The organism is Pseudofrankia sp. DC12 (assembly GCF_000966285.1).
Classification (GTDB): Bacteria; Actinomycetota; Actinomycetes; order Frankiales; family Frankiaceae; genus Pseudofrankia.
The window spans coordinates 5,263,708-5,290,628 of sequence record NZ_KQ031391.1 but is presented as its reverse complement, the minus strand read 5'-3'; the positions used below and the strand labels follow the sequence as shown (position 1 = coordinate 5,290,628).

Below are 26,921 nucleotides of genomic sequence, written 5' to 3'. Positions count from 1 at the left end.
CTTTCCGGCCCGCTCGCCGCCTGGTGATCTCAACGGCGGCGGGCGGGCCGAAGGGCGGCGCCGCCCACTGCCGGGCGAGAGCGTGCCAGGCAGTGGGCGACTGACGAGAGCGGCGCCTCGCGGCGGGGCCTGATGAAGGTGGCGCCTGACGAGAGCGGCGGTCAGGCGGCTGTGGTCACCGCGGCGAGCAGCTCCGACCACAGCGCCGGCTCGGCGTCGTACGGGCTGTAGAACGTGAGGCGCTCGAAGACCTTGCCGACCTTCGCGACGAGCTTCGGCCCGACCTCGGCGGGGGTGCCGACGACGGAGAACTCGTGCAGCATCTCGTCGGTGATCACGTTCGCCATGTCGTCCCAGCGGCTCTGTTTGGACAGTGCGTTGAGCTCGTCCTGGGTCTCGCCCCAGCCGTGCAGCTCGAGGACCTGGCGGTAGGCGGGCGTCGAGCCGTAGAAGGCGATCCGGGCCTTGGTGCCCTGGATGGCGCTGGCCAGCTCCGCCTCGGTACGCCCGACGGTGACGAACGATGGGCCGTTGATGACGAAGCCGTCCAGGCCGTCCTTGCCGGCCTTCGCCCGCCCACGCAGCAACGCCGGGACGGTCACCTGCTCCAGGTACCGCATGGTGGTGAATGGGTGGACGAAGAAGCCATCCCCGACCTCACCCGCGACCTCGGTCATCTTCTCGCCCACGGCGGCCAGGAAGACCGGGGGCGGTCCGTACTCGTGCGGCTCGGGAGTGAAGAACGGGGTCATCAGCGTGTGGGTGTAGAAGTCACCACGGAAGTCGAGCTTGACGCCCTCGTGCCAGGTGGCCCAGATCGCCCTGGTGGCCAGGATGAGCTCGCGCATCCGGGCCGCAGGCGCTGACCATGGCATGGAGAAGCGTCGCTCGATGTGCGGCTTGATCTGGGAGCCCAGGCCCAGGACGAACCGGCCCTTCGCATAACGGGCCAGGTCGTAGCTCGTCGCGGCGAGCGTCATCGGGGAGCGCGCGAACCCGATCGCGATGGCGGTGCCGATGGTGATCGACTCGGTTGCCATCGCGGCCTGCAGGCTCTGCAGGAACGGGTCGTGCTTCGTCTCGGAGGTCCACGCCCCGGCGTAGCCGTCATCCTCGATCTTCGCGGCCCCTGCCTGTGTGGCGCCGATGTCGTCGGGCAGGCTCGCGTCGATCTTCATCCGGTTTCCTCCCACTGACTGCCGTCTGAGCATGGCCCGCCGCCGGAGACAGGGAGCGCCGGCCCGGCCCGAGAGCGTGGTCCCGGCACACGCTTCCGCCCTGCGGCCGGCTGGGGCAACCGATCGGGCGCTCACCTCCGGTGTGACATCCGCGACGCCTACCGCCCGCGTCACCGGCCCGCCTACCGCCCGCGTCACCGGCCCGCCGGGCGCCCGCGTCGCCAGCCAGCCCGGCACGGGGAGCCGACCGGCGACGACGCGCGGCCGCCCGCCAGAGGCGTGGCGCTCGAAGAACCGGACCTCTGGCGTCGGCATGCCGCCGAGCGCACCGATGGCGGCCGAACGCGCCACTCCGACCAGGTAACGGCGAAGGGTGGGGTGTCGAGCCCGAACCGCCGAACGTTGACTACCTAGCGCAATCAATTGCGACTCTGCGTATACGGTCGCGGCGCTCGTGAGTGCAACGGGCCTACGGATGGCCAACCAGAGTCATCGGGTCCGGGACGAAGGGATGATCAGTGCCCCTGGGAGTCGACGGCGCGCCGACCGAACCCACCTTTGCGCCGGTCTCGGCCGGCGGTCCGGTGGCCAGACGGGACGGGCCGCCGGTACCCGCCGGGAGACACCGCCGGGGCAGCGTGCCGATCCGCGCCTGGCTGAGCGCTCTTGCCGCCGCCCCAGTCTCGCCAGGCTCCACAGCGCCAGCCCCCGCCGGGCCAGCCCCCGCCGGGCCAGCCCCCGCCGGCCGCGCCGCGGTCCGCCGGCCACGGCTGCGGCCCCGCGTCCGCGTGACCAGCCTGGCCGTGCTGGCCGTCGCGCTGACGCTCGGCGCGGTCGTCACCCCGAACGCCGTCTATGCCGCGGCGCCCGGAATTCCCAGCTCGGACGTGGACCCGAGCACGCTGCCCGGCATTCTGCGCAACGCGGCCCAACCGCCAGCCGCGGCCGGAATTCAGCGGTTCCCGATCGTCACGACCACCTCGCCGGCCACCGAGCCGCTGGCCGCCGAGGACCTCCAGCGGACGATGATCCAGACCGGTGGGATCACTCCGCTCGCCGCCACCCGGTCGGCCGTGATCGAGGACACGAACGTCGGGGCCGGCGTCGGCCGGGTCAGCTACGGCGGCAACTGGACCGTCTGCGGCCGCTGTGTGCCATCCACCCCGAACCGCTCGTTCGGGTACTCCCTCGCCGCCGGCGATACCGCCACCGTCCAGTTCACCGGCACCCAGGTCAGGATCTACGGCGTCAAGGAGCGGGCCGGCGGCCTAGCCAGCGTGCAGGTCGACAACGGGCCGACCAACAAAGTCGACACGTACGCGTCCACCTCCAGTAACGCGCTGCTCTACGACTCGGGAACGCTGCCGAACGGCGTCCACACCGCGGTCCTGACCAACATCGGACAGCGCAACGCCGCGGCGGCCGCGTTCGCCGTCTCGTTCGACCGCGCGGAGATCTTCACCGATCCCAACGCTGGCAGCGGCGGCTCGACCAACCCGCCGCCGACCGGCACCAAGACGACAATCGAGGACACCTCGACCGGTACCGGCGACAACCAGGTCGTCTACAACGGGGACTGGACGCTGTGCGGCGGCTGCGTGCCGTCCACGCCGAACAGGTCCTTCCGCTACTCGCTGACCGCCGGCGCGACGACCACCATCCGCTGGACCGGGACCCGCATCCTGATCTACGGCGTGAAGGAGCAGGCTGGCGGCCTGCTGACCGTGAGCGTGGACGGCCGGCCGACCGCCACCGTCGACACGTACGCGCCGACCTCCAGCAACGCGCTGATCTACGACTCGGGATCGCTGTCGTTCGACGACCACATCGCGGTCGTGACGAACATCGGCCAGCGCAACTCCGCTTCGGCTGCCTTCGCGGTGTCGTTCGACCGCGCCGAGGTCTACAACGCCGCGAGCACGGACCCGGGGACGCCTACCGGCAACCGGTCCGGCCAGCCCTGGCTGTCCGGCGCGAACGGCGACCCACTGATCACCCCGCAGGACGTCGACGGGTTCTGCTCCTTCCGCGGCGACCTGTGTGACATCGCGCAGGTCTTCGTCGCGCGGGACAGCTGGTCGTCGATCGTCCAGCCCTCCTTCGCCGAGACGAACTTCAACGGCTGGCCGGGCAAGCTGGTGCTGACCGTCCCGCCGTACCCGGAGGACGGAACCTCCAACCTGAGGACCTGCGCGACCGGCGCGTACAACGGCAACTGGCAGCAGTTCGGCCGGACGCTCAACGCGACCGGGCGCCAGAACTCGATCGTCCGGCTGGCCTGGGAGGCCAACGGCGACTGGTACCCGTGGTCCGGCACGAACGCGTCGGACTACATCAACTGCTACCGCCAGATCGTCAACTCGATCCGGTCCACGGCTACCACCAGCCCGCAGTTCGACTGGACGATCAACGCCCACTACTCGCAGAACCCGCCGAGCCACGTCCCGACCGATCTGTACCCCGGCGACCAGTGGGTCGACATCGTCTCGGTCGACGCCTACGACCACTACCCGCCGTCGTTCACGCTCGACCAGTTCAACAACCAGGCCGCAGCCATGGGCGGCATCACCTGGATGTACAACTTCGCCCGAGCCCACGGCAAGCTGTTCGGCATCCCCGAGTGGGGCGTGGCCTCCGGGTCGGGCGAGGACGGCGGCGGGGACAACGCCAACTACATCCAGTTCATGCGCGACTGGATGGTCGCGCGGGCCGGCCACGGCATGTACTACGAGGCGTACTTCAACAACTGCGAGATGGAGAACGTCGGCTCGAACCTCTTCCGGCCGGTCGGCGACCACTGCCTCTACCAGAACACCGCGGCGGCTACCCGCTACGCGCAGCTGTGGTGAGGTCGGCGATGGCGCGGTAGCACCGCGCCATCGCGAGCAGCGCGTCGGCGCGCCGCTGGGCCGGGCTCGTGGAGTCACCCGGCCCAGCGGTCACCCGCGCCGCCAGGCGCAACGCGTCCAGCAAGGTGCGGGCGTCGTCGACGGGAACCGTCCCGTGGATCGTCACCCGGCCGCCCGGGCGGCCGGCCGCACCCGCCGGAACCGTCAGCAGTGACAGCGACCGGGCCCGCCGGGCGGCCTCGACGTCACTTGCCACCCCCCGAGCGTCGACGTCGCGCAGCCAGTGGTCGACGGCGAGGCGGACCTCGCCCGGGTCGGCCCGGCGGGCGAGCGCGGTGAGCTCCGCCTCGGCCGGTCCGGCCAGGGCGACCAGCCTGGGCGTGGACGTCGCCGGGATCGCCAGGGCGAGCACGTGGTCGAGGCCCACGTCCCCGCGCCGGAACGCCGCGGCGAGCACGGGCAGGCCCGACAGCGCCCGAGCCGCCACGAGCAGCGCGGCCGCGGCGGCCCAGGTCAGCCGGGCTCGCCGGGCGAGCCAGCCAGCCGCCGGCGCGGCGTCGTCGCCGGACCGCGCCGCGGCGGCGTCCGCCCGCGCACGCGAGCCGGCCGCCGCGCCGACCGCCCGCACCAGCGCCGCCTGAGCGGCCGCCACGACGCCGACCAGCTGGGCGATCAGCTCGACGGCGGCCTCGGGCTGCAGCGCCGTAGGCTCGATCGCGGCCAGCGCGCGGCGCAGCGCGGCCAGGGAATCCCGCTCCTCCTGGTCCATGTCATCGTCCTTCGAGCCCCCGAAGGTCCGGGCGGTCAGGCAGCCACCCGCGCCCGACATCGAACGCATGTTCGAGAATAAGCCAACCCGGGTGCCGCCTCAACCGGGCGTACCGCCGGGTGGCCGCTGCCGGTCGACCAGGATCTCCACGAGATGGTCCAGCTCGGCCGCCGGGTCGGCGGTGACGCCGGTGTGCACCGGCGAGGTCTGCACCACCGTGCTGCGCGGCGCGGTGAGCCAGCGGAACCGCTCCCCCGGCGACATCGCGCCGGCCGCGCCGGCCGCCAGGCCACCGACGCACACCCTGTGCAGCGCGTCCAGGTGGGTGCGCACCGCGCCGAGGTCGAGAAACGGATCCAGCGCGGTGAGCCGGTCGCCGTCAAGGACGCAGCGCAGCTCCAGGTAGCCGGCGCTCTGGCACCACAGCAGCACGCCGACGTTCATGCACTCGCCGCGCTCCACCCGCGGCACGACCCGCACCAGCGCGTACTCGAACAGCTCAGCCACGGCCGGCCTCCCGGGCCCGGGAGAGCGCCGGGCGCAGCCACGCCGGCGGAGCGGACCGGGCGGCGTCCGCCTCCACCCGCGCCGCGGCCACGGTCGCCGGGTCGGCCGCCGTCATCGCCTCCAGCCAGGGCCGGTCGCCCGCGCATCGCGCGGTGAGCCAGTCGACGTACCGCGCCGCGTCGACGTCCAGCCAGCCAGCCGCGACCGCGGCCACCACCGGGGCCAGCAGGCCGGGGCGGACCAGCGGGGCGAGCGCGGCGTCGGCGGCCCGCAGCGCCCCAGCCGGGTCGTCACCCAGCGCTGGGAGCAGCACGTGCTCCTCCCAGCGAGGCAGGACTCTCAGGTCGGGCGCCGGGGGTGGCCCGGGCGCGGGGTCCCGCTCGGCTGCCCGGGCCGACCAGCCGTGGTGCGGGTACAGGGCGGCGCCGTGGTCGATGAGCCACAGCCGACCGCCCCAGACGAGCAGGTTCGGGTTACGCCACGACCTGTCGACGTTCAGCGTCAGCGCGTCCAGCCATACCACCCGGGCGGCGAGCTGCGGGTCGACCGTGAACGCGAGCGGGTCGTAGGTGATCGAGCCGGGCAGGTAGTCGATCCCCAGGTTCGCGCCGGCGCTGGCCCGCAGCAGGTCCTGGATCTCCTGGTCGGGCTCGACCCGGCCGAGCACCGGGTCGACGTCGATGACGACGAGCTCCGGCACCGGGAGCCCGAGCGCGCGGCCCAGCTCGCCGACGATCACCTCGGCGACCAGCGAGCGCACGCCCTGCCCCGCGCCGCGGAACTTCACCACCCAGGTCCCGAGGTCGTCCGCCTCCATGATCCCGGGCAGGCTGCCGCCCTCGCGCAGCGGCGTGGCGTACCGGATCGCGCGGACCTCTCGCAGCACGCCTGCCACCACCGATCCGCCAGGCCTGGGCCGACGCCGTTCCACCGTGGGCACCAGCCCGGCGCGGGCGGGCGGTCCGGCGGGGACCCCCGGGCCCAGGTCGCCCACCGAGATCCAGCGTGTCGGCGTCGAAGATTACCCGGGGGGCAGACCGGCCGCGGTGCGCAGGGCTGGCAGGTCGCGGATCGTCGTGCACCGGTAGCCCCACTCGATGACGCCGTCCCGGCGCAGCGCGCGCAGCGCCTTGTGCACCGTCGGGTCCTTGGCGCCGACGAGGGCGGCGAGCTCCCCCTGGGTCAGCGGCATGCCGAGTGCCCGTAGGCCGGCGCCGTCGTCGACGCCGTAGGCGCGGTCCAGCTCGACGAGCACCCGGGCCACCCGGACGGCCACCGAGCAGCCGGCGAACTCGACCCGCCGGCGGATGCTGAACCGGGTCTTCGCGACGATGCTCTGGCTGATCGCCGCCGCCGCGCTCGGGTCGCCGGCCAGGTAGGCGGCGAACTCCTCCGCCTTGATCACCTTGGCGAGCACCTTGCCGACGGCGGTCACCGTCGCGGAGCGCGGCTGGGAGTCCAGGCCCGCGAACTCGCCGACGACGTCGCCGCCATGCCGGACGGCGAGCAGCGCGACGCCGCCGTCCTCGGTCAGCGCCGTCACCTTCGTCCAGCCGCGCAGCAACACCGCGACGAACGTCGTCGGGTCGCCCTCTCGCATGATCGGTGTGCCGGGAGTGAACTCGCGGAACCCGCCGAGCGCGAGCATGCCCGCCTGCGAGTCCGCCGGCAGCCGGCCGAGCAGCGTCTGCTCGGGCCAGCGCAGGCCCGCCAGCCGGTCGTCACGCCGGCCGGGCCCAGCCGACCGGTGCGCCTGTGCGTCCTGGTCTCCCACCGTGCCCCCCGCGCCTGCCCAGCCGCCGCGTCCCTGGTGCCGGCACGCGGCCAGGCCGCGAAGCCCACACAGCCAGCCATAGTGGCCTAGTTCCGGAACCCGCACCGCGACGGATCGGCCAGCCGGTGGCCACGGGGCACCCAGGCCACGTGGCCCCTCCCGGCCCGCGGCCGGCCGTCAGACGCGGTGCGGCATGAGGGCGTTGGCCGGGATCACGCCGAGCCTGCCCTTCTGGAAGTCCTCGATGGCCTGCTCCAGCTCCTGGCGGGTGTTCATGACGAACGGGCCGTACTGGGCGACCGGCTCGCGGATCGGCTGGCCCCCCAGCAGCAGGACCTCCAGGTTCGGGGTGCGCGAGTCCTGGTGGGCGCTCGCCGCGAACACCACCCGGTCGCCGGCGCCGAGCACGGCGAGCTGGCCGGTCTCGACGGCCGCGTCCGCCGGGCCGACGGTCCCGGCACCCGCGAGCACGTAGGCGAGCGCGTTGAACTCGGGGTTCCACGGGATGTCGACCCGGGCGCCGGGGCTGACGGTCACGTGCGCCAGCGTGATCGGGGTGTGGGTCGAGCCCGGTCCGCGGTGGCCGCCGATCGTGCCCGCGATGATCCGCAGCAGCGCGCCGCCGTCCGCGGTCGTCACCAGGCCCGCCTGGCCGCCCTCCAGGTTCTGGTAGCGCGGCGGGGCGAACTTGTCCTTGGCGGGCAGGTTGACCCACAGCTGGATGCCGTGGAACAGGCCGCCGCTCTCGACGAGTGCCGCCGGCGGCGTCTCGATGTGCAGGATGCCAGCGCCGGCCGTCATCCACTGGGTCGCGCCGTCGGTGATGATGCCGCCGCCGCCGTGCGAGTCCTGGTGCTGGAAGGTGCCGTCGATCAGGTAGGTGACGGTCTCGAAGCCCCGGTGCGGGTGCCACGGTGTTCCCTTGGGCTCGCCGGGGGCGTACTCGACCTCGCCCATCTGGTCCATGTGGACGAACGGGTCCAGGTCGGCCTTGCTGACCCCGGCGAAGGCGCGCCGGACCGGGAAGCCCTCGCCCTCGTAACCGAGGGGCGCGGTAGCGATCTTCCGGACCGGGCGCGGGATGTCCCCAAGCCCCGGCCCGGCAAGCCGAGGCAGCGAGACGGGGTCGGCGGTGACGGCGGGCATGGGACATCCTCCTTGATTGCACATGCAACTACCGACCACTGTAACGACGGTCGCCCCTCCTAGCTTCCTTGTCCCCCAGGCCCGTTCTCCAGCGAGACCGCCCGGCCCGGCCCGACGTCACGCTCGAAGCCGGGCCAGCCCTCGGGTCAGACCTGGGTGCGGCACGGCGGCCTCATCTCCGAGGCGCGACCGCCTCACTCCGGGTAGCGCCAGAGCACCAGGGGACTACGCCGCGCATGGGTAATGCGAGTGATGACCCGGTCCGCGTCGCTCATGACCCGCCGGGACTTTGGTAAACACCGTGTGACGATGGACACCGGATGCTCGACGGAACGCTACCTTCGGGGACGTGGATCGCCGATGCTCACGGCAAGAGCGGATCATCCAGGAACGCATCCTGGGCGTCAGCCGGCTACGTGGGCGCCAACGCCCCCGTGACAACCGCGGTGGCGCGCACCTCGCGTCCCGTCCCCCGGACCGCCGCCGGCTGCGCTGACGCAGCTCGCGGCCAGTCTGCCCCCCCCCGGGCGGGCCCGTCCGGGCCAGCCGTCGCGGCGCCCGGTCACCGCCCGGAACGCGGGCCGGGCCGGCTCGAAACCCGGTTGCCGCTCCGACCGTTCCGCCCGGTAGTATGGCGAAGCCCGGTCAGGACGGTCTTGCGCCGCCCCTCGCCGGGCCCTCTTGCCGGCACTCCGGCGAGGCATGGTGGGTGTAGCTCAGCTGGTAGAGCACCGGGTTGTGGTCCCGGTGGCCGCGGGTTCAAGTCCCGTCACCCACCCCAGGTCAGAGGGCATGTCGATCATCTAGCAAGATCCCCTGGGAGCGTACCGGGAGCAGCGCCTCGGATTGCTCCCGAGTTCTGGGCGCAGGATCCCAGGGCCTGCTTCCAAGGCGAACGGCCCGGCCGCGAGGAATCCCCGCGATGCCGAGCACCGCCGCGCCGACTTCGCGTCAGTCAGAGGTCGGGTCCGCTGTCGCGGTCGCTCCGGGGATCGAGGGCGTCGTGTCGTGGGCGCTGCCGTTGAGCGACGATGCCGCCGCCAGTTCCGCGTCGGATTCGGCCCGGGTCTCGGTGGCCGCCGCACGCGCCTCGTCGGTCGTGGGGCCGGGTGCGCCGACAAAGACGGTGCGGCGATAGTAGCGCAGCTCCTCAATGCTCTCCCGGATGTCGGCGAGGGCACGGTGCCCGCCGCGCTTGGCGGGGGCGGCGTAATAGGCGCGCGGGAACCAGCGCCGGGCCAGCTCCTTGACCGACGAGACGTCGATCATCCGGTAGTGCAGGTAGTCGTCGAGCTCGGGCATGTAGCGGGCGAGAAACGTGCGGTCGGTGGCGATCGAGTTCCCGCACAGCGGCGCCCGCCGGTTCTCCGGCACAAGGGTGCGGACGTAGGCGAGGATCTGCCGCTCGGCCTCGGCGACAGTGAGCGTGGAGGCGCGGACGGCCTCGGTCAGGCCCGAGGCCGCGTGCATGTCCTGGACCACCGGCACCATCGTGTCGAGAACCGCGTCCGGCGCCGAGATGACCAGGTCGACCCCGTCGCCGACGACATTGAGCTCCCCGTCGGTCACCAGGCAGGCGACCTCCAGCAGCACGTCCGAGGCCGGGTCGAGGCCAGTCATCTCGCAGTCAATCCAAACCAGGCGGTCCATCTGTCTGACCCTAGGGTTTCCCCGCGCCAGCGTCACGCGGCCCCCACCAGACGGCCACCCAGATCGGCCGGTCCGGGCCGGTCAGGGATTCTGAACCAGGAAGTGCACGGAGCGAGGAGTGATCTGGGTGTTGATGGGCGTCGCCATCAGCGTGTAGTCGCCGTTCGGGACCTGCGACGTGCGCCAGCCACCCGGCTGCGGCGAGAAGAGATACGGCGAGCTCTCAGCCGTCCACTGGCCCGGGAAGCCAACCAGGGTGTAGCTGATCGGGCCGACGCCACCCGTCGTGATCAGCGTGATCGCGACGTCCCCACGCAGTGTCTGGCCGTCCTCGACGCCCTGGAACGTCTCGATCGCCGGGCGGAGATCGACCTGCGCGCTCGACGCTCCCGCGCCGCGGCTGGGCGTGGCCGTGGCGCCGGCCAGCGCCCGATTCCTCACCCCGCCGTCGTCCTTCTCCGTCTGCCGGTGGTAGTCGATGACCAGCAGCGGCATCAGCACCAACGCGATGATGAACAGCATCAGGCCCAAATAGCCACGCCTGACCGCGTCCACGCTGCTCGTACCCTTCCGCCAGCACCGACCGGAATGTGGCCCCTGGGGCCGTCACTGTAACCCGCCGGCAGAAGTGACCTTGACACCAGCCTGTCGCCGGCCGTCATCGCTATCCGGGACGAACGGTCACGTCGGCGCGCGGCCGGGTGCCGAGGGTCCCGGGCCCAGCACGCAGTCCTCACACACCGGCCGGCCGGCGCCCTCGGCCAGCCGGTAGATCAGACAGCAGCTGCGCCGGCGGAACCGGGCGGGGCCGACCCGTCCGCCCGCGGTCACCAACGGGCCGCCGGCACCACCGCACAGGTCGTCGACGACCCGCCAGGCCGGCTCGGCCAAGGCCGGCTCGGCGAGGCCGATCATCTTCGCCGCGCCGGCCACGGCCGAGGCGACGTTGCCCCACAGCACCTTCTCCGACACCGGGTAGCCGCGCGCGACGGCCTCGACGATGGGCGTGATGACCGGGGCCAGCGTCCCGGCCGCGAACCCCGTGGCCAGGCGCTCTGGCCCCTTGGATGCCGCGGCATCGCCCGCGGTGATCTCCGGCGGGCCACCGAGCGCGAGGGGGAACGGGCCACCGAGGACGTCCCGCCAATAGAGCCTGCGTGGGTCCAACGACGGCGGCTGGCCGGTGAGCACGGTCAGCGCGAGCGCCGGCGCGACCAGCCGGGCGCACAGGCCGAGCTGGGCGACCGACACGGCCACCCGTTCCTCGACGGCGTCGGGCGGCGCGGACCGAGCGCCGGCGAGCGCCGCGCGGACCGAGCGGACCCGCCGGTCGAAGGCGCCGGTCGCGGGATCGGCGAGGTCGGCGAGGACCACCCAGCCGGGCGGAACCTCGCCATCCGGGAGCGGGTCCAGCGCGAAGTACGGCCCGAACCGCGCTCCCAGCTCGCCGGCGTAGTCCCGCACGCCGCCCATGCTAGGACGGGCGACTCGGGACAGACCGGCCTCGCGGGGCCGAGCCTGGGCCGGTCCGCCCAGCGGGTCACGCCCGGCCGGGACCGCTGGCTCTCATCCCCTTCAGCCGCACCTGGCCCCGCCGGCTCAGGTGGACACACACGACAGGGCGCGTGAGGACCATGCCGACGTCCGGATCAGGCCGCTGACCTGCACTGTCGAGCCGCGGACGTGTAACGACGCGGACACCACCCGTCCCGCTTGGCCGGTGGTGGCGACACCCGACGGGCCGTCGGACGGGTCAGCGCGAACGGCCGGGCATCCGCTGCGGCGGGCGCCCGTGCCATGTGACAAGCCGGTGAAGCCTTGGCGAGATCGGCGGAATGCGCTGGACCGCGCGGCCGGTGCTCGTAAGGTTCACCGGGGGGGTGATGGGAGGAGGCCGGTGACCACCTACGCGGCGCTGTTGCGGGGGATCAACGTGGCCGGGCACGCGAACGTCGCGATGGCGGACCTGCACGCCGTCTTCGCCGGCCTCGGGTTCGCCGGCATCTCCACCTACCTGCGGTCCGGCAACGTGCTGTTCGGCACCGAGGCGCCGCCCGCCGCGCTGGCCGCGGACATCGAGGCCCGCCTGAACCGGGAGATCGGTGTCCGGACCACCGTCCTGCTGCGCACCCGCGACGAGCTGGCCGCGCTCCCCGCCGCGAACCCGTTCCTCGGCCGGCAGGACGATCCGACCAAGCTGCACGTCACCTTCCTCGCCGAGGAGCCGGGCCGGAGCCGGGCCGCCAGCCTCGCGGCCCTCGCCGGCGAGGGCGAGGAGGTCTCGGTCGTCGGGCGGGACGTCTACCTGCACTGCCCGCACGGCTACGGGCGCACGAAGCTCAACAACACGAACATCGAGAAGAAGCTCGCGGTCACCGGGACCACCCGCAACTGGCGGACCGTTGTGGCGCTGCGCGACCTGACCTGCGCCGTCTGACGGTCGCGCGCCAGGCCGGCGAAGGGTGCCGGGCGACGATCGCGCTTCCTGACCGTCGGCGGAACCGGCCCTGCCGAGCGCCGATGGACCGGGTTTCGCGGAAGGTGTCGGTGTCCTCGCCTTTGCGCGCCGGCCGGGAGGGTTCACGATGAGGCGTGGCTGAGCGCGAACAGACCGCCGGGTGGCCGGGCGGGCGGGTGGTCGTGATTGGTTCGATCAACATGGACGTCGTCGTCACCGTGGAGCGGATGCCGCTGCCCGGCGAGACGGTCGCCGGCGGCTCGGTGCACCAGCTGCCCGGCGGCAAGGGCGCGAACCAGGCCGTCGCCGCCCGCCGGCTCGGCGCCCCCACGACGCTGGTGGGCGCGGTGGGGGCCGACGGCTTCGGCGCGGTGCTCTCAGGATTCCTGGGCGCGGAGCGGATCGACACCTCGTTAATCCGCACGGAGCACGGACCGTCGGGCACGGCCCTGATCACGGTCGCCAGCGGCGGCGAGAACACCGTGATCGTGGTGGCCGGGGCGAACGGTTCGGTCAGCCCGGCCCGGGTGGCCGAGGCGACGATCCGGGCCGGGGACGTGCTGCTGCTGCAGGACGAGATCCCTGGCGAGACCAACGAGGCCGCCGCCTTCGCGGCCAGGGCCGCCGGTGCGCGCACGGTCCTCAACCTCGCGCCGTTCCGGCCGCCGAGCCCCGGGCTGCTGGCCGCGACCGACGTGCTGATCCTCAACGAGACCGAGTTCGCCGAGCTGGTCGAGGTCCCGCGCGCCGGGGCCGAGGCGATCGCCGAACGGCTGCGCACCGGGCTGACCGCGTCGAACGGCCAGCCGGTCGGCGACCTCGTGGTGACCCTCGGCGCGCAGGGCGCGCTGGCCCGGATCGGCGGCGAGGTGCTGGCCCTGCCCGGCCGGCGCGGGCCGGTGGTCGACACGACCGGCGCCGGCGACTGCTTCTGCGGCGCGTTCGGCGCCTCGCTGGCCGCCGGGCTGCCCGCCACCGCGGCCCTGGCGCGAGCCAACGCGGCCGCTGGCCTCGCTGTCGGCCGTTTCGGCGCCGGACCCGCCATGCCCACGGCGACCGAGGTCGACGCCGCACTCAGCGCGGTCTGACCTCCGGGTAGCGGTCCCAGCCGTCCCGGATTCCTGACGTCGCCGCTGACGCCAGCCGAAGATCGCCGGTTGGGTGTCGGTGTGAGCGTGGCCGGCTGGATGGGGGCGGGTTACGTCTCCGGGTAGCGCGAATACGAGGGGAAGTTGCCGTAGAGGTGTTCGTGGGGGTCGGCGCCGACGGTGACAGCGTGGACGAGGTGTTCGCCGCCGACGAAGGCGCCCTTCCAGGAGGCGCCCCGGCCGCCGAACGGCTCGTCGCGGTCACCCCGGGACCGGGGCTTGTTGATTCCGATCTTGAAAGCGGCCAGCTCCGCGGACATCCGCCTGGCCTTGTCCTCGTCGTCACAGGCGAGTGAGGCGACCAGCGCGCCGTTCGAGGCGTTCATCGCGGCCAGCAGCTCGGCCTCCGAGTCGACCAGCACGATCGTGTCAACTGGCCCGAAAGGCTCGGCGTGGTGCAGCGCGCACGAGGTCGGCGGGGACAGGATGGCCGTCGGCGTCGCGTAGGCGGCGGTGTCCTGGCCGGGGAGGAACCGGCCGTCCGCCAGGCTGCCCCGGTACAGCGGGACGCCGCCCTTCGCGATCGCCTCGTCGACCCGGCTGGCGAGCTCGGCGGCCTTCACCGAGTTGATCAGTGGGCCGAAGTCCAGCTCGGGTAGCTCCTCGTCGGCGGCGGCGACCGCCAGCGGGTGCCCGAACCGGATCGACTCGACGACCGGCAGGTACATCTTCAGGAACTCGTCGAACAGCTGGCGCTGCACCACGTAGCGCGGATAGGCCGTGCAGCGCTGCTTGGCGTACTCGAAGCCCTTGCGCAGGTGGCCGGCCAGCAGGCCCCACTGCGAGAACTCCCAGATCCCCCAGGCGTTGAGGCCCTCCTGCTCGAGGAAGTGCCGCTTGCCTGTGTCGACGAGCGCGGCCGCGACCTGGCCGCCGGCCGAGCGGCCGCCGACGAAGGCGAGCGCGCCGATCTCGGGGGCCCGGACCAGCGCGCCGGACAGCCGCGAGCCGGGGCCGGACACGAGCGAGACCGGAAGTCCGGCCTGGTGGGCCAGCGCGCAGGCCAGCGTCAGGCAGGCGGCGCCGCCGTCGGTCGGCGTCTTGGCGATCGCGGCGTTGCCGGCGAGGACCTGCACGAGCATGGTGTGCATGAGCACGCTCATCGGATAGTTCCAGCTGGCGATGTTGCTGACCGGCCCGGGCAGCGAGGTGCGGCCGGCTACCATCCCGCCGATCTCGTCGAGGTACCAGCGGACGCCGTCGATCGCCCGGTCGACGTCGGTCCTGGCCAGCCGCCACGGCTTGCCGATCTCCCAGACGAGCAGCTGCGCCAGCGTGTCCCGGTGGGTCTCGAGGGCCTCGACCGTCGCGGCCACCCGGGCACGCCGTTCGGCCAGCGGCACCTCCCGCCAGGCTCGGTGGTCGGCCTGGGCGGCGCCGATCGCCTCCCGGGCCTCGCCGAGCTCGATCATCGGCGGACCGGCGATCGGGCTGCCGTCGACGGGCGAGACGGCGCTCGACAGCGGGACGCCGGTCGGGCGCCAGCTGCCACCCCAGAGGTTGAGCAGCCGGCCGTCACGGAACGCCTCGGGCGCGGCGGCCTCGGCGCGGGCAAGGACGTCGTTCCAGCCAGTCCCAGGCTTCAGGCGCAGGCGACGGCTCGCGGTGGATTCAACCCCGCCGGCAGGCTTGTCACCGGCGATGGTGCTGGTGGCGCGACGTGCGCCGGCGGCGGTAACCATGCCTGCACGGTGCGCCATATCGCGTCGGCGCGCCATCCAGGGCGGGCGAAGTCGATCAGCCAATGATCGCGGTGATATTGCCGCCGAGCGCCGGGATCGGGGAGTCCGCGAAGGCTCGAAGCAATTCGGCATCCAGTGCAGCAAATACTCAAAGAAGGCTCATAGAAAGACGATGCCTGGTTACTTCCCGGTACGATCAACGGGTCGACGTTGGGCGGGAAGCCGGATGACCAGCATTGCGCCCACACCGCCACGGAGAGTCCTCACCAGCCGGTACGGGCCCCGTCGACGGCTACTTGGGACGGAGATCATGCCAGTCCACGCCAATCCGCCGAACCGTCCCGTCTTGGCCGTGTTGTGGGCAAAACATTCCGGTTCACAGAGGTATCATCCGGTCATGTCGGAAGCGTTCGACCCGGGGGCGTCCAGCGGCGGCCACAGCCCGCCAACCAGCATCGTCGCGCCTCGGCTGACGCTACCGACGGACATCTTTTGATGACGCGGGATTCAGACCGGCCGAGCCACCGGGACTCGTGGCACGACACGGCACGAACGCCGACGCAACCACTGGTACACGCCTCATCACGTAGAGTGGACGGGTACTCGAACCGCTATTCGCCGGTAGTCCCATTAGTTACTTCCGAACGATCCGTTCGTAGATTTCCGGGTGTGTGATGACGGCCAGTGTCGTTCCGCCGTCGGCCGCCACCGAGGCCGACCCGATCCGTCAAGCGAGTCCGATCCGGGTTCTCGTGGTGGACGATCATGAGCTCTTCCTACAGGGTCTGCAGACCGTCCTGGAGATAGAAGATGACATCCGGGTTGTGGGCCGGGCCGGCAACGGTCAGGAGGCCGTTTCGCTGGCCGCCGGGACCACGCCGGACCTCGTGCTCATGGACGTCCGGATGCCGCTGCGCGACGGGATCGCCGCCACCGGCGCCGTGAAGCGGGCCGTCCCGGGCGTGAAGATCGTGATGCTGACGGTCAGCGACGAGGAGAACGACCTCTTCGAGGCGATCAAGGCGGGTGCCGTCGGCTACCTGCTGAAGTCGATCCCGCCGCACGAGGTCGCCGACGCCGTCCGCGCCGTTCACCACGGCCAGAGCCTGATCAGCCCTTCGATGGCATCGAAGCTCATGGCCGAGTTCGCCAGCATCGCCCGCGGCACGGATGACCGGCCCCGGCTGCACACCCCGCACCTGACCGCCCGCGAGCTGGAGGTGCTCAAGCTCGTCGCCGAGGGCCGGGCCAACCGCGAGATCGCGCGCAAGCTGTTCATCAGCGAGAACACGGTCAAGAACCACGTCCGCAACATCCTGGACAAGCTGCAGCTGCACTCCCGGATGGAAGCCGTCATGTACGCCGTCCGCCAGGGCCTCTTCGACATCGAATGAGGCTGAGGCGGCGGCATTCGCCGCCGCCTCAGCCGGTCCGGCGCTCAGCGCCCGACCAACGCTCGATGTCCAGTCACGCGGACGTCGGTGGTCGAGGCGGTCCGGGGCCGGTATCTCGCCCGGACACACCTCCCGGTGCCGGCGCGTTCGCGAGTGATCGCTCTGGCACCGACGAACGCCTGCCGGTGTCGGCTCGCGCGTGTCACGATGCTCTCGGCGACAACGGCGCACGCGTCGATGACGGCGCAGTCCCGTGCCCCGGGAGGACAGATGGCGAGCGTGGCCACCGCGCGGCGAGCGGCAGGAACGGCGGCCGTTGCCGTGTCGACCGCGACGGTCGTCGTGTCCGCGGCCACGGCGGCGGCCGTCGTCGGCTCGGTCGCCGCCGTCGCGTTCACCGTGCGCGTCGCCGCCGCCGCGGCCTCCGAGGTCGCCTCCGCGGCATCCGCCGTCGCCGTCTCCGCCTCGTCGAGTGCGGCCGCCGCCGCGGCGAGCGTCACCGCCAGCACCGTCGCGGCCGCCACCGCGGCCGTCGCGGCCGCCTCGGCGGCGCTCGCGTCGGCCTCCCTCGCCGTCCGCGCCCACTCGGCCGCCCTCGCCGTGCGTGTCGACGGCCGGTCGGAGGCATCCTCGGACGGGTGAGCTTTCGTCGTTTTCCGTCCTTCGCGCGCCGAGCCGCCCGCACGTCGGCGCAGGGCCGCCGGGTGCTCATCACCGGCGGCGCGCGGTCCGGCAAGTCCCAGCTGGCTGAGGAGATGCTCGCCAGCCGGCTCGAGGTCGTCTACCTGGCGACCGGCGCGGTGCCCACGGCTGGCGACCTCGAGTGGTCGGCTCGCGTCGCCGCGCACCAGGCCCGCCGGCCAGTGAGTTGGACCACCGTCGAGACCGCGGACGCCGCCGCAGTCCTCGCCACCGAGACGTCCATGCCCGGCACTGCCCGCGCCGTGCTGTTCGACTGCGTCGGCACCTGGCTCACGGCCGCGATGGACGCCAGCGGGCTCTGGGCAGCCGCGGAGGCCGGCGCCGAAGCGGTCTCCGCCGCGGACACGGCGCTCGCGCGCTCCGAGGATCGCCTGGTAGCGGCCTGGTCGGCCACCAAAACCGACGTCGTGGCCGTGACCAACGAGGTCGGTTCGGGGGTCGTCCCGGCGACGGTGTCCGGCCGCCGGTTCCGCGACGAGCTCGGCCGGCTCAACACGAGGCTGGCCTCGGTCGCGGACGAAGTCTGGCTGTGCACGGCCGGTATTCCACTACGTATCCGCTGACTTCGCCGACCTTCGCAGGAGTGTCGGGCTTGGGCGGCCTGCCCGGGATGAGGCAGGATGATCAGGTACCACCTGGCGCGGGAGCGTGCACGGCACGCGAAAACCACCTTGTACGTCGATACCGTCGAACGCGGCGGCAGAGGAGGACCGGCCATGACGACACCTGACGGTGGTGGCGGCCCCGGCGACGAGCCCGGCTACCCGAACGAGCGCTATTCGGGCTTTGACCCCGGCGACGACACCGGCAACTACACCCAGCCCCTCGGCGGCGCGGCACCCGGCGGCGCCCGCGGCTGGCAGCACGGTGGCGCCGAGGACGTGGGCGTGGACGACCTGATGTCCTACGGCGACTCGGACCTACCCGACCAGCGCCGGCCCCGGCGGGGCTGGAAGGCCCCGATGACCGGCCGTGACCGGGCCCGGCCACGCGTCGACGGCTATCCCGACGACGCCCCCTCGACCCGCCCAGCCTCGGGGCAGCGCCCGCCGACCCAGGCGACGGCGGCTCTCGGCCGTCGGGTCGGCGACGGCGTCGGCTGGGTGCGCGACCGGGCCGCCGGCGGCGTGACGGCGCTGCGCAGCCGCCGGGCCGAGACGCCGGCGGCGAGCCGGCGCCGCGCTCCGGGAGGCGAGCCGGCGGCGCTGCGCGCGCTCCCGCTCGCCGTGGGCATGTTCACCGTGATTCCCGTGCCGGCCCGCCGGGCCGGCCGGGACGCCGTCGACGCCGGTCTCGCCGGCTGGGCGCTGCGCTGGCTGCCTGTGCTGGGCGGGCTGCTCGCGGTGGCCGGCTGGGCCGTCTCGCTGATCTTCTGGCGTGGCTACGGCTCCGGCGCCGGCTTCCTCGGAGCGGCGGCCTGGGTCGGCGTGATGGCGCTGCTCACCCGTGGGCTGCACCTCGACGGGCTGGCCGACGTCGCCGACGGGCTCGGTAGCCGCCGGCCCGCCGAGGAGGCGCTGGCGATCATGCGGCGCTCGGACATCGGGCCGTTCGGGGTGACCGCGCTGATCGCCGTCCTGCTGCTGCAGCTGGGCGGCGTGCTGACGGTGCTGGCGTCGGCGAGCCGGGCGCAGGGGCTGGTGGTCCTGGTGGTCGCCGCGGTCGCCGGCCGGCTGGCCGCGCTCGACGCGGCGCGTCCCGCCGTCCCGCCTGCGCGTCCCGGCGGCTTCGGCGGCCTCGTCGCCGGGACCGCCCCGGCGGCCGTCCGGGCGACCGCCGCGGGAGCCACGCTGGTGCTCGGGTGGCTGCTCCTGGCCTTGACCCAGACAAGCCTCGCGCGGGCGTTGTGGCTGCCGTTCGCCGTTCTCGTCGGACTCGCCGCCGGCCGGCTGGTGACCTGGCACGCCGTCCGCCGGCTCGACGGCATCACCGGCGACGTCTTCGGCGCCGTCATCGAGATCACCACCACCGTCACCCTGCTGGCGGTCGGGGCGATCATCGCCTGGGGCGGCATCTAGCCCGCGGTGGCCCGCGGCGGCCGGACCCGTCGCGACCGGCGAGGCGGGACCGCTCCGCGCTCGGGGAGCGCGGCTGGTCGGTCACGTTCGGCCGCCGCGGGCCGTGGACCTTCGGTAGCGTCCGGGCCGAACCGAGGGAGGCGCCAGATGAGTCCCGAACCGCCGGACACGGCCGTGCTCGACGCGTTGACCGCGCGGATCGAGGCGACCGACCCGACCGTCGCGCAGGCCGCGCGCGAACACCAGGACAGGCTCACCAAGCCGCGTGGATCGCTTGGCCAGCTGGAGGACGTCTCGGTCCGGCTCGCCGCGCTGGCCGCGGCAGTGCCCGCGCCCGTCCCGGCTGCCCCCGCCGTCGCCGTGTTCGTCGGCGACCACGGGGTGCATGCCCAGGGCGTGTCCCCGTGGCCGCGCGAGGTCACCGGGCAGATGGTGGCGAACTTCCTCGCCGGCGGAGCGGTCGTCAACGCGCTCGCCCGCCAGGTCGGCGTGACCGTGCGCGTGGTCGACGTCGGCATGTCGCCGGAGGCCGCGGCCGTCGTCGCCGAGCTGCCCGGGCTGGACCGCCGCAGCGTGCGCGCCGGTACCGCCGACATCACGGTCGAGCCGGCGATGAGCCGGGCCGAGGCGCTCCGGGCGATCGCCGCCGGTGCCGCGGTGGCCGAAGGCCTGCTGGCCGACGGGCACGACCTGCTGGTGACCGGCGACATGGGCATCGCCAACACCACACCGTCGGCCGCGCTTGTCGCGGCCCTGCTGGGCGCGGACCCGGCCGCGGTGACCGGCCGCGGCACCGGCATCGACGACGCGGCCCTCGCGCACAAGGTCGAGGTCGTGAGCCGGGCGGTCGGCCGCGCCGCGGCCGACGGAGTCACCGCGGACGACCCACTGGGAGTGCTGGCGGCCCTCGGCGGGGTGGAACACGCGGCGACAGTCGGGTACGTGCTCGCCGCTGCCGCCGCCCGGGTGCCGGTCGTGCTCGACGGGGTGATCGCCTGCTCGTCCGCGCTGGTGGCCGCGCGGCTCGCCCCGGCGGCCCGCGCGGCGATGTTCGCCGGACATCGGTCGGTCGAGCCCGGAGCGTCCGCGGCGCTGGCCGCGCTCGACCTGGTGCCGCTACTCGACCTGGGCATGCGGCTGGGTGAGGGGTCCGGCGGCGTGCTCGCCGTGCCGGTCATCCAGGCCGCGGCCCGCGTCCTCGCCGAGGTCGCCACGTTCGACGGTGCCGGCGTCACCGACAAGACCGCTGGCGAGGAGTAGCCCGCCGCACAGCCCGCCGGACGTGCGTCGCGCGCAGGCCCGATCCGGGCCTGCGCGCGTCGCACGTCCGGGCCTCGCTCCAGGTCCTGGGCGCGCGGTCAGCTGGCGTCGGTGATGGTCCTGCGTGGTTTCGCCGGCCGGTCCTCGCCGCTCCCGCGTGTGGCGGTCCGGCGCGGTGTCTCCGCCTTCGCCACGGCACGCGTCGAGCCGGTGCCGGCGGAAGCAGCCGCCTTCGGAACCCCGGCCGCTGTCGCCCTGGCGGGCGCCGGCCTCGCGGCGGTAACCCGGGCTGCCGTGCCGACCGTGGCACGCGCGGTCGCCCGCGGGCTCGTGGCCCGTACGGTCGCCGGCCTCGCCGCCCGGGGGCCGGCCGGCCGCGGGCCTGGGCCGTCCCGTCGGGCTCCAGCGGCGGCGCCGCCGGTCCCGGGCTGCACGGTCGTGGCTTTCGCCGTCCCGGTCACCGGCCTCCCAGCCTTCGCCGTCCCAGCCCTGGTGCCCGCCGCCTTGGCAGGACCGGCCTTCACCACCGCCGGTCTGGCACTGCCACCTTCCCGGCGTCCGCCGCCCTGGCGGCCGTCGCCTTCACCGGGCCGGACTTCATCGCCGCCGGCTTGGCGGCCGTCGCCTGCGAGGTCACCGCCTTCGAGGTCCCGGGCTTCGTCGCCGCGGCCTTCGACACCGGCGCCTTCGAGATCCCGGGCTTGGTCGTCCCAGGCTTCGCGGGGCCGATCCCGGTCGCGGCCGGGGTCACCGCGCGGCTCCTCGCGCGATCGGCAGCCGTCCCGCCGATACCAGCCGGGCGCGCGGCAGGACGCCGGGGGGTGCGTTGGGCTGGCGCGCCGTCGGGGATGCCGGCGTGTGCGCGCCAGGTGCGGGCCAGCGCGCGGCCGGCCAGATCCGCGACCCTCGGGTCGTTCCAGTACCAGACGTGCGACAGCGGACCGCGGGCCGCCCACCAGGGGCCGACCGTCATCCGGAGATCCTCGCGGACCGCGAGCCGGTACTCCTCCGACAACGGCCGCAGCGGCTGGCTCACCAGGTCGTAAGGCGAGTAGACGTTGATCCAGCCACCGGCCCGCGTCCCGCCGGCCGCATCACGCCGTCGCGGGCTCGTCAGCTGGGCCTCGGCGTCGCCGGTGGCCGCGCGCCCGGGCCCCGCGAGGCCGCCCGCCGCGGTCGGCGCCGGTACGAGCAGCGGTCGGTGGAAGCCGCGCGAACGCAGCGAGTAGAGCCCCAGCGGGCTGCCGAGGGTGATCAGGTCGGTGAGGGTCTCGCCTCGTTCCAGCGCGGACGGCGCCGGGCCGATCGCCAGCCGCGTCGCCGCCGGTACCAGCCGGCGCGCGGTCGGCTGTTCGCCGGGGGCGCCGCGCAGCTGCGGCGGCACCCGGCCAGGACCGGTCGGGATTCCGCCGTCGGCGAGCGGCCCGCCGCGCGGGTAGTGACCGTGCTCGACCTGGAGGTCGTAGAAGTAGTTGCTCGCGATCACCGAGCCGAGGCTGTGCCCGAGCACGCACAGCGGCGCCTCCCGTCCGGCCGCCACGGCGAGCTCCCGCAGTGCCACCGCGACACGGGCGTGGATCGCGTCGTAGACGGTGTGGTCCCGCTCGCCGGCGATCTGGTAGGCGATCGCGTCCCCGGCGAACTCGGTGGTGACCCAGCGCAGCGTCGGCCACGGCAGCGGGCCGGCGAACGGGACTCGCGGCAACAGCGCGGACGACGACAGCGCGAGCATCGCCAGCCGCGACCCGTGGTCGACCCGTTTCGTCTGGCGCTTCAGCCAGCGCACGTAGCGCGCCTGGCCCGGGCCGAAGCAGCGCTGGAACAGCTCGTCCTCGGCCGGCTGGAGCACCGGCGCCCAGAACGTCGGCCGCACGACGAGCGCCTCGTCCGGGTCGGCGCCGGAATGCTTCGCGAACGCCCGGCGCAGCAGTTCGACGGCCCGGTCGGCGTAGCCGGCGTCGGCCGTCTCCACGCCGTGAATCAGCGTCACGGCGATCCGCGGGGTGGCCGTCATCGGGTCACCGCCGTCCGGCGCGCACCGGCGCCGCCACCTGGCGTGCTCGGCCCGGCACCCTGCACCGCCGAGCGGGCCGGTCCAGCGGCCTGCAGAGGCACGTCAACCCCTGCGGCGCGACCGGACCTCGGCCTGCTCTGGTCAACCGGACCGCTGCCGGCCGCGCGGACGGCCGCAGGGCGGCCGGTCACGGCCCGGCCGCCACCCGCCGACGCCTTGGCGCGCGCGCCGCCGGGCTTCGCCGTACTCACGCGGCGCGCGGCCTCCGGCGCGCTCACCCGCTCGCCGGCCTTCGCCGCGCTGGCACGGCCAGCCACCTTCGGCGTGATCGCGCTGCCCGCTGCCTTCGTCGTGGTCGCAGGGCCAGCGGCCTTCGCCGTGCTCGCAGGGCCAGCGGCCTTCGCCGTGCTCGCAGGGCCAGCGGCCCGCGCCGCGTCTGCTCGGCCGGAGGCCTTCGACGCCGGTGCCTCGGCTGCGGCCCTGGGCGCGCTCCGGTCGGCCGCCGCCTTCGGCGTACCGGTCCCGGTGGTCTTACGCGCCTGGGTCGTGGCGGTCCTCGTGCCCGCCGCCCGGCTCCCGGTGGGGGCCGTCGTGGACTTCATCGCCGTGGTTCCCTTCGTCCCGCTGCCGGCTCCAGTGGCGGACGACAGGCGGCTCGTGTTCGCCGCGCTGGACGCCGTGCCACCGGCGGAGGTGGGCGCGCCCGCGGCGCCGGCGGACGTCAGCGACCGGGCCGTCCTCGCGCCGGCGGCCCCGGACGGCGCTACCAGGGCACGGGTGCCCGGCGAGGTCCGCGGCCGGGGCACCGTCCGCGCACGGCGGCGGCCGTCGGCGACCATCCGCTGGGCGGCCCGGTCGGCGAACGCCGCGATCGTGAGTGCCGGTGCCGCCCCGACGGGGCCGGGGAACACCGCGCCGTCGACGACGTAGAGGCCGGGGTGCCCGAACGCCTGGCCGAACTCGTCGACGACGCCGTCCTGGGCGTTGTCTCCCATCGGCGCGCCGCCGAGCGGGTGCGCGGTCGTCCCCCGGTTCGCCGCCCCCGCGCCCGGCTCGAAGCGGCCGGCGAGCTCGGCGGCAAGCTCGGCCATCATCGCGTGGACCCGATCGGTGTACTCCTCGTGCCGGGCCCCGGCGCGCTCGACAGCGAGCCGGTCACCGTCGAGGCGCAGCACCCCGTCCGTCCCAGCCCTGCCGACGGCGAGCAGCGCGAGCAGCGGCTCGGGGCCGGCGCCCGCGTCGGCCAGCCGGGCGAGCCGTCCCCGCAGGTCGCCACCCGCGCCGCCGAACAGCCGCGCGGCCACCCACTCCCGCGCGTCCCGCGCCAGCCGCAGCGAGCGCCCGACGCCGGGCAGTCCCAGGCCGGCCGGCAGACCGGGCACGCCGAGGCCACCGGAGCCGGCCACCGCCAGCTCACGAGCGGCGAGCAGCCAGGAAAGGAAGGCCGGGACGCCCGCGTCATGCAGGACGAAGCCGGGGTCGCCGCCCTGGGGCGTCCTCGGGAGCTGGACCGTGCCGGTGATGGTCGGCGCACCGCCGGCCGGCCAGGCTGGCTCGCCGTCCCGCCGGGCGCCGACGACCAGCCCGAGAACGTCACCGTCGCCGGTGAACTCCTGACCGAGCAGCGGGCTGACGGCCGGCAGGCTCGGTCGGGCGCGCAGGAGCAGATAGGTCGAGCCGAGCGCCCCGGCCGCCAGCACCACCCGGGAGCAGCGCACGGCCCGCATCGGCAGCGCGACCGTGTCGAGCGGCCTGCCGTCGACCGCACGGTGGTGCTCCACGTAGCTGACGACCCAGCCGCCCTCGCCGTCGGGCGCGATCCCGCGCACCTCACAGCGGGTTCTGATCTCGGCGCCGTGGTAGGCGGCCGCCGAGAGGTAGGTGTGGTCGAGGCTGTTCTTGGCGCCGTGGTTGCAGCCGAGCACGCAGTCGCCGGCGAGCTGGCAGGTGGTGCGCGCCCGGCCGTGCACGTTGCCGTACACGGCTTCCGGCAGCGCGAGCCCTGGGGCCGTGACCCCCCGCGCGCCGAAGCTGACGGCGAGCGCGGGCGCCCGCCAGTCCATCCCGGCGCGCTGCGCCGCGGCGCGGACGGCACCGGCGCGCCCGGCGGTCTCGAAGCCCGCCCGGCCGGCCGGGAACGGCGTGGCGCCGAGCATCTTCTCGACGGCGTCGTAGTGCGGCTCCAGATCTGCGCGGCCGATCAGCCAGGGCTGGGCGCCGGCCGTCCGGCGGCGCCCGGAGCCACGGCCCGCGCCGCTCGCCCGCGAGCCGGCGCCACCGCCGCCGCGAGACGCTCCGCCGGCCGGCGGGCCCACCCGGGTGAACCAGCTCTCATCGGCCCGCTCCAGCGCGTTCGCGAAGATCAGCGAGCCGCCGCCGAGGCCGGCGGACACCACGGCGTCGGTCCCGCCGAGGGACCAGACGTCGAACAGCCCGTGCCGGCCGGCGTCCGGGTCCCAGAAGGCCCCCGCCAGGTCGCCGGGGGTACGGGGAAAGGAGCCCGGCGGGTACGCCCGGCCACGTTCAAGCACCAGCACGTCTCGCCCGGCCTCGGCGAGCCGGAACGCGGTGACCGATCCACCGAAGCCCGACCCAACGACGACGGTCTCGACCTGTTCGGGCGCGGACTTGCGGACCATGCGGCCTCGGCCCCTTCGCTGCGGCAGTCGGTCAGCACCGATTCGTAGCGCACGGTAGTCGATCGACTGCCTTCTGTCGAAGGGTCGGGGCCCCGCGCCGAGGGTCCGGTCTCCGGGCTTCTGCTGGCCCGCTGTGCCCCAGCGCATCAGCACGCCACAACCCCGCCGGCCGGCGGGTTGATCCGGCTCCCAGCGCAGTGGCGTCCCGAGACTGCGCGAGGAGCACCGCGGGCCGGCTGACGGCGATCGACACCGGGCGGCCAGGGTGGGCGAGCCGGCTGGTGTCGCGTAGCGGACCTGAATGCAGTGGCGCAGCGCACGGGCCGTGGCGTAAAACACCCGGAGCCGGCCGGGGAATCCCGACCGGCTCTGAAAGGTGCGCGGCCACCGGCGTCTGCCGGCGGTTTTACTCAGGCCAGCCGACCGACATCCGCAGGCCGGTCTGTATGGCTGCTACCCGCCCTCTCGCCCGCCGCATTCAGGCCCAATGACCCTCCGTCCGAAAACGGCGATCGGGGTACCCGGGGTAATGCGGCCCACGCGCGGGCCAGGAAAGGTGACACGGACCACTGCCCGGCCGCGGGCGGACCGCCCGCGGCCGCGAGGGCGTTCCTACCAGGCAGCGCCCTGGCGGAAGAGGATGACCTCGATCTCCTGCCGGGCGTTCGGGGAGAGCGCGTCCTGGGACAGGTAGGTCTCGAGGGCCCGGCGCTCGCGACGGGCGGCGCGGCGGGCGCTGGCGGTGGTGAGCAGGCGCTCGATGGGGGAAGTCTCGTTACGCATGTCTGGCTCCTGGGACAGGTGTGACGGCGACCGCTTTCCGGTTGCCGCACCTTTATTCTGAACCTCCTTTTCAAGTTTTTCGAGCTTCCACGGCGTGAGCTGGAACGCATACCAGAAGCGTGCGCAGAACGCCATCGGCCGCACGTGTCCCGGGCCACAATCATGAGGGAATGCCCGCCATTTCAGTGGCGCCGGTCACAGCCATTCCTATTCACTCAGTACTCCGCACATTCCTTTGGATTGGCCGCCGCCAGTCCGCCCGCCCGAGGTCTTCGCGCAGGTCATCGCCGGGCCCGCGGCGCGCGCCGCGCGGTCGCGGCGGGCACCGCAGCGCGGCCCCGGGGCGGCCGCCCGGCCGGGTGCGTCGGGGCCGCCCGGTGCCGGCCCACCCGGCAGCACTGCGCCACCGAGCGTGACCGCGAGTGCCGTCGACCCATTCAGGCAGGCCGCGCCCCGGTCGTGGCCGAGGGCCATCCGAGGACAACACGGTGAGCCGTGCCTCAGCGTCATCAATCCTTTACTCTCAGGTAGAAGTTCGAACCGCTGGACCGGGCGAGCCGCGGTGTCGCGGCCCCGACGCGACGGGAGGTCGGGTGTTGCGCCATCAGCTGCGGCGGGCAGCCGCGGCCATCGCGGCAGCCAACGACGAGGACCTGCTGCGCCTGCGCGGCGACGAGGACCCGGCCGACAACCGGGCCGCACGCCGATGGCACCCCGTCGGCCGGCTGCCCGCGCCACGCGACTCCCCGGACCACGCGGGCCACTGGCACCGGGCCGCCCGCCCGGCCTCCGACGCCGTCTGACCAGCGCTTCGGCGATGCCCGGCCCGGAACTCACCCCGCGCCCGACGGGGTAGCGGCGGTCACGCGAGACCGGGTCCGGCCTTGGTCGACCGATACGGTCACGGAGAACGTTCGACGAACGTCGCCTGGCACGTCCGGTCCTGTCCC

The 26,921-nt window shown here is 74.0% G+C and carries 22 protein-coding genes and 1 tRNA gene; 10 read left to right on the top strand and 13 right to left on the bottom strand.

Annotated features, from left to right (window positions below; translation table 11 throughout):
• Positions 1 to 161 precede the first annotated feature (161 nt).
• Positions 162 to 1,178: a TIGR03617 family F420-dependent LLM class oxidoreductase gene (locus FRADC12_RS21270; protein ID WP_045879975.1), complete on the bottom strand. Its 1,017-nt coding sequence runs from the start codon at positions 1,176 to 1,178 to the stop codon at positions 162 to 164.
• A 788-nt stretch (positions 1,179 to 1,966) separates the two neighbouring features.
• Between FRADC12_RS21270 and FRADC12_RS21265 the strand changes: the two genes are divergently transcribed.
• Positions 1,967 to 4,027, top strand: coding sequence for a glycoside hydrolase family 26 protein (locus FRADC12_RS21265; RefSeq protein WP_232303940.1), 2,061 nt, complete (start codon positions 1,967 to 1,969; stop codon positions 4,025 to 4,027).
• Here FRADC12_RS21265 and FRADC12_RS21260 read toward each other — a convergent pair.
• From FRADC12_RS21260 to FRADC12_RS21240, 5 genes are all read right to left on the bottom strand, one after another.
• Positions 4,002 to 4,796 (bottom strand): DUF222 domain-containing protein, encoded by a 795-nt coding sequence (locus FRADC12_RS21260; protein ID WP_045879974.1) that lies wholly within the window; start codon positions 4,794 to 4,796, stop codon positions 4,002 to 4,004. The two genes, FRADC12_RS21265 and FRADC12_RS21260, sit on opposite strands and share 26 nt — an antisense overlap.
• 99 nt (positions 4,797 to 4,895) lie before the next feature.
• The gene (locus FRADC12_RS21255) at positions 4,896 to 5,303 is read right to left on the bottom strand and encodes a DUF3037 domain-containing protein (RefSeq protein WP_045877964.1); all 408 of its coding nucleotides are present in this window, start codon (positions 5,301 to 5,303) and stop codon (positions 4,896 to 4,898) included.
• Positions 5,296 to 6,189, bottom strand: a complete 894-nt coding sequence (locus FRADC12_RS21250) for a HipA family kinase (RefSeq protein ID WP_045877963.1) — start codon at positions 6,187 to 6,189, stop codon at positions 5,296 to 5,298. The genes FRADC12_RS21255 and FRADC12_RS21250 overlap by 8 nt, the downstream gene beginning before the upstream one ends.
• 135 nt (positions 6,190 to 6,324) lie before the next feature.
• Positions 6,325 to 7,077 carry a Crp/Fnr family transcriptional regulator gene (locus FRADC12_RS21245; RefSeq protein WP_502685277.1) on the bottom strand — a complete coding sequence of 251 codons (753 nt, stop codon included), beginning with the start codon at positions 7,075 to 7,077 and terminating at the stop codon, positions 6,325 to 6,327.
• Between the two features lie 177 nt (positions 7,078 to 7,254).
• Entirely contained in the window at positions 7,255 to 8,223 is a 969-nt protein-coding gene (locus FRADC12_RS21240; RefSeq protein WP_045877962.1) for a pirin family protein, read from the bottom strand.
• 705 nt (positions 8,224 to 8,928) lie between these two features.
• Between FRADC12_RS21240 and FRADC12_RS21235 the strand changes: the two genes are divergently transcribed.
• Positions 8,929 to 9,004: transfer RNA gene (locus FRADC12_RS21235), tRNA-His, on the top strand.
• 170 nt (positions 9,005 to 9,174) lie between these two features.
• Here FRADC12_RS21235 and orn read toward each other — a convergent pair.
• The 3 genes from orn to FRADC12_RS21220 all read right to left on the bottom strand — a co-directional run bounded on the left by orn (position 9,175) and on the right by FRADC12_RS21220 (position 11,346).
• A complete protein-coding gene (gene orn, locus FRADC12_RS21230) occupies positions 9,175 to 9,873 on the bottom strand; it encodes an oligoribonuclease (protein WP_157488974.1) in 699 nt (232 codons plus the stop codon).
• Positions 9,874 to 9,954: 81 nt separating this feature from the next.
• On the bottom strand, positions 9,955 to 10,428 hold the full coding sequence (locus FRADC12_RS21225; protein ID WP_045877960.1) for a hypothetical protein: 474 nt from the start codon (positions 10,426 to 10,428) through the stop codon (positions 9,955 to 9,957).
• Positions 10,429 to 10,554: 126 nt separating this feature from the next.
• The gene (locus FRADC12_RS21220; protein WP_052711062.1) at positions 10,555 to 11,346 is read right to left on the bottom strand and encodes a ferric iron reductase; all 792 of its coding nucleotides are present in this window, start codon (positions 11,344 to 11,346) and stop codon (positions 10,555 to 10,557) included.
• 424 nt (positions 11,347 to 11,770) lie between these two features.
• Here FRADC12_RS21220 and FRADC12_RS21215 point away from each other — a divergent pair, with 424 nt between their 5' ends.
• Both FRADC12_RS21215 and FRADC12_RS21210 read left to right on the top strand, forming a co-directional pair.
• Positions 11,771 to 12,310 carry a DUF1697 domain-containing protein gene (locus FRADC12_RS21215; protein WP_045877959.1) on the top strand — a complete coding sequence of 180 codons (540 nt, stop codon included), beginning with the start codon at positions 11,771 to 11,773 and terminating at the stop codon, positions 12,308 to 12,310.
• 155 nt (positions 12,311 to 12,465) lie between these two features.
• Positions 12,466 to 13,419, top strand: a complete 954-nt coding sequence (locus FRADC12_RS21210) for a ribokinase (protein ID WP_232303939.1) — start codon at positions 12,466 to 12,468, stop codon at positions 13,417 to 13,419.
• A gap of 110 nt (positions 13,420 to 13,529) precedes the next feature.
• Here the strand turns inward: FRADC12_RS21210 and FRADC12_RS21205 are convergent, their stop codons facing one another.
• On the bottom strand, positions 13,530 to 15,161 hold the full coding sequence (locus FRADC12_RS21205; RefSeq protein ID WP_232303938.1) for an aldehyde dehydrogenase family protein: 1,632 nt from the start codon (positions 15,159 to 15,161) through the stop codon (positions 13,530 to 13,532).
• Positions 15,162 to 15,835: 674 nt separating this feature from the next.
• Here FRADC12_RS21205 and FRADC12_RS21200 point away from each other — a divergent pair.
• From FRADC12_RS21200 to cobT, 5 genes are all read left to right on the top strand, one after another.
• Positions 15,836 to 16,555 (top strand): response regulator, encoded by a 720-nt coding sequence (locus FRADC12_RS21200; protein WP_045877958.1) that lies wholly within the window; start codon positions 15,836 to 15,838, stop codon positions 16,553 to 16,555.
• 321 nt (positions 16,556 to 16,876) lie between these two features.
• Positions 16,877 to 17,197 carry a hypothetical protein gene (locus FRADC12_RS21195; protein ID WP_198152994.1) on the top strand — a complete coding sequence of 107 codons (321 nt, stop codon included), beginning with the start codon at positions 16,877 to 16,879 and terminating at the stop codon, positions 17,195 to 17,197.
• Positions 17,194 to 17,820 carry a bifunctional adenosylcobinamide kinase/adenosylcobinamide-phosphate guanylyltransferase gene (gene cobU / locus FRADC12_RS21190; RefSeq protein ID WP_045877957.1) on the top strand — a complete coding sequence of 209 codons (627 nt, stop codon included), beginning with the start codon at positions 17,194 to 17,196 and terminating at the stop codon, positions 17,818 to 17,820. The genes FRADC12_RS21195 and cobU overlap by 4 nt, the downstream gene beginning before the upstream one ends.
• A 153-nt stretch (positions 17,821 to 17,973) precedes the next feature.
• Positions 17,974 to 19,275, top strand: a complete 1,302-nt coding sequence (locus FRADC12_RS21185) for an adenosylcobinamide-GDP ribazoletransferase (protein ID WP_052711061.1) — start codon at positions 17,974 to 17,976, stop codon at positions 19,273 to 19,275.
• Between the two features lie 147 nt (positions 19,276 to 19,422).
• Positions 19,423 to 20,535: a nicotinate-nucleotide--dimethylbenzimidazole phosphoribosyltransferase gene (cobT, locus tag FRADC12_RS21180; RefSeq protein WP_198152993.1), complete on the top strand. Its 1,113-nt coding sequence runs from the start codon at positions 19,423 to 19,425 to the stop codon at positions 20,533 to 20,535.
• 520 nt (positions 20,536 to 21,055) lie between these two features.
• On the opposite strand, the gene FRADC12_RS21170 is transcribed toward cobT, so the two are convergent.
• From FRADC12_RS21170 to FRADC12_RS32450, 3 genes are all read right to left on the bottom strand, one after another.
• A complete protein-coding gene (locus FRADC12_RS21170) occupies positions 21,056 to 22,549 on the bottom strand; it encodes a hypothetical protein (protein WP_045877954.1) in 1,494 nt (497 codons plus the stop codon).
• Positions 22,546 to 25,188: a GMC oxidoreductase gene (locus tag FRADC12_RS21165; RefSeq protein WP_045877953.1), complete on the bottom strand. Its 2,643-nt coding sequence runs from the start codon at positions 25,186 to 25,188 to the stop codon at positions 22,546 to 22,548. Before FRADC12_RS21165 ends, FRADC12_RS21170 begins: the two co-directional genes overlap by 4 nt.
• A 612-nt stretch (positions 25,189 to 25,800) precedes the next feature.
• Positions 25,801 to 25,971 carry a hypothetical protein gene (locus tag FRADC12_RS32450; protein ID WP_013426324.1) on the bottom strand — a complete coding sequence of 57 codons (171 nt, stop codon included), beginning with the start codon at positions 25,969 to 25,971 and terminating at the stop codon, positions 25,801 to 25,803.
• Positions 25,972 to 26,564: 593 nt separating this feature from the next.
• Here FRADC12_RS32450 and FRADC12_RS21160 point away from each other — a divergent pair.
• Positions 26,565 to 26,774, top strand: coding sequence for a hypothetical protein (locus tag FRADC12_RS21160; protein WP_045877952.1), 210 nt, complete (start codon positions 26,565 to 26,567; stop codon positions 26,772 to 26,774).
• Positions 26,775 to 26,921 lie beyond the last annotated feature (147 nt).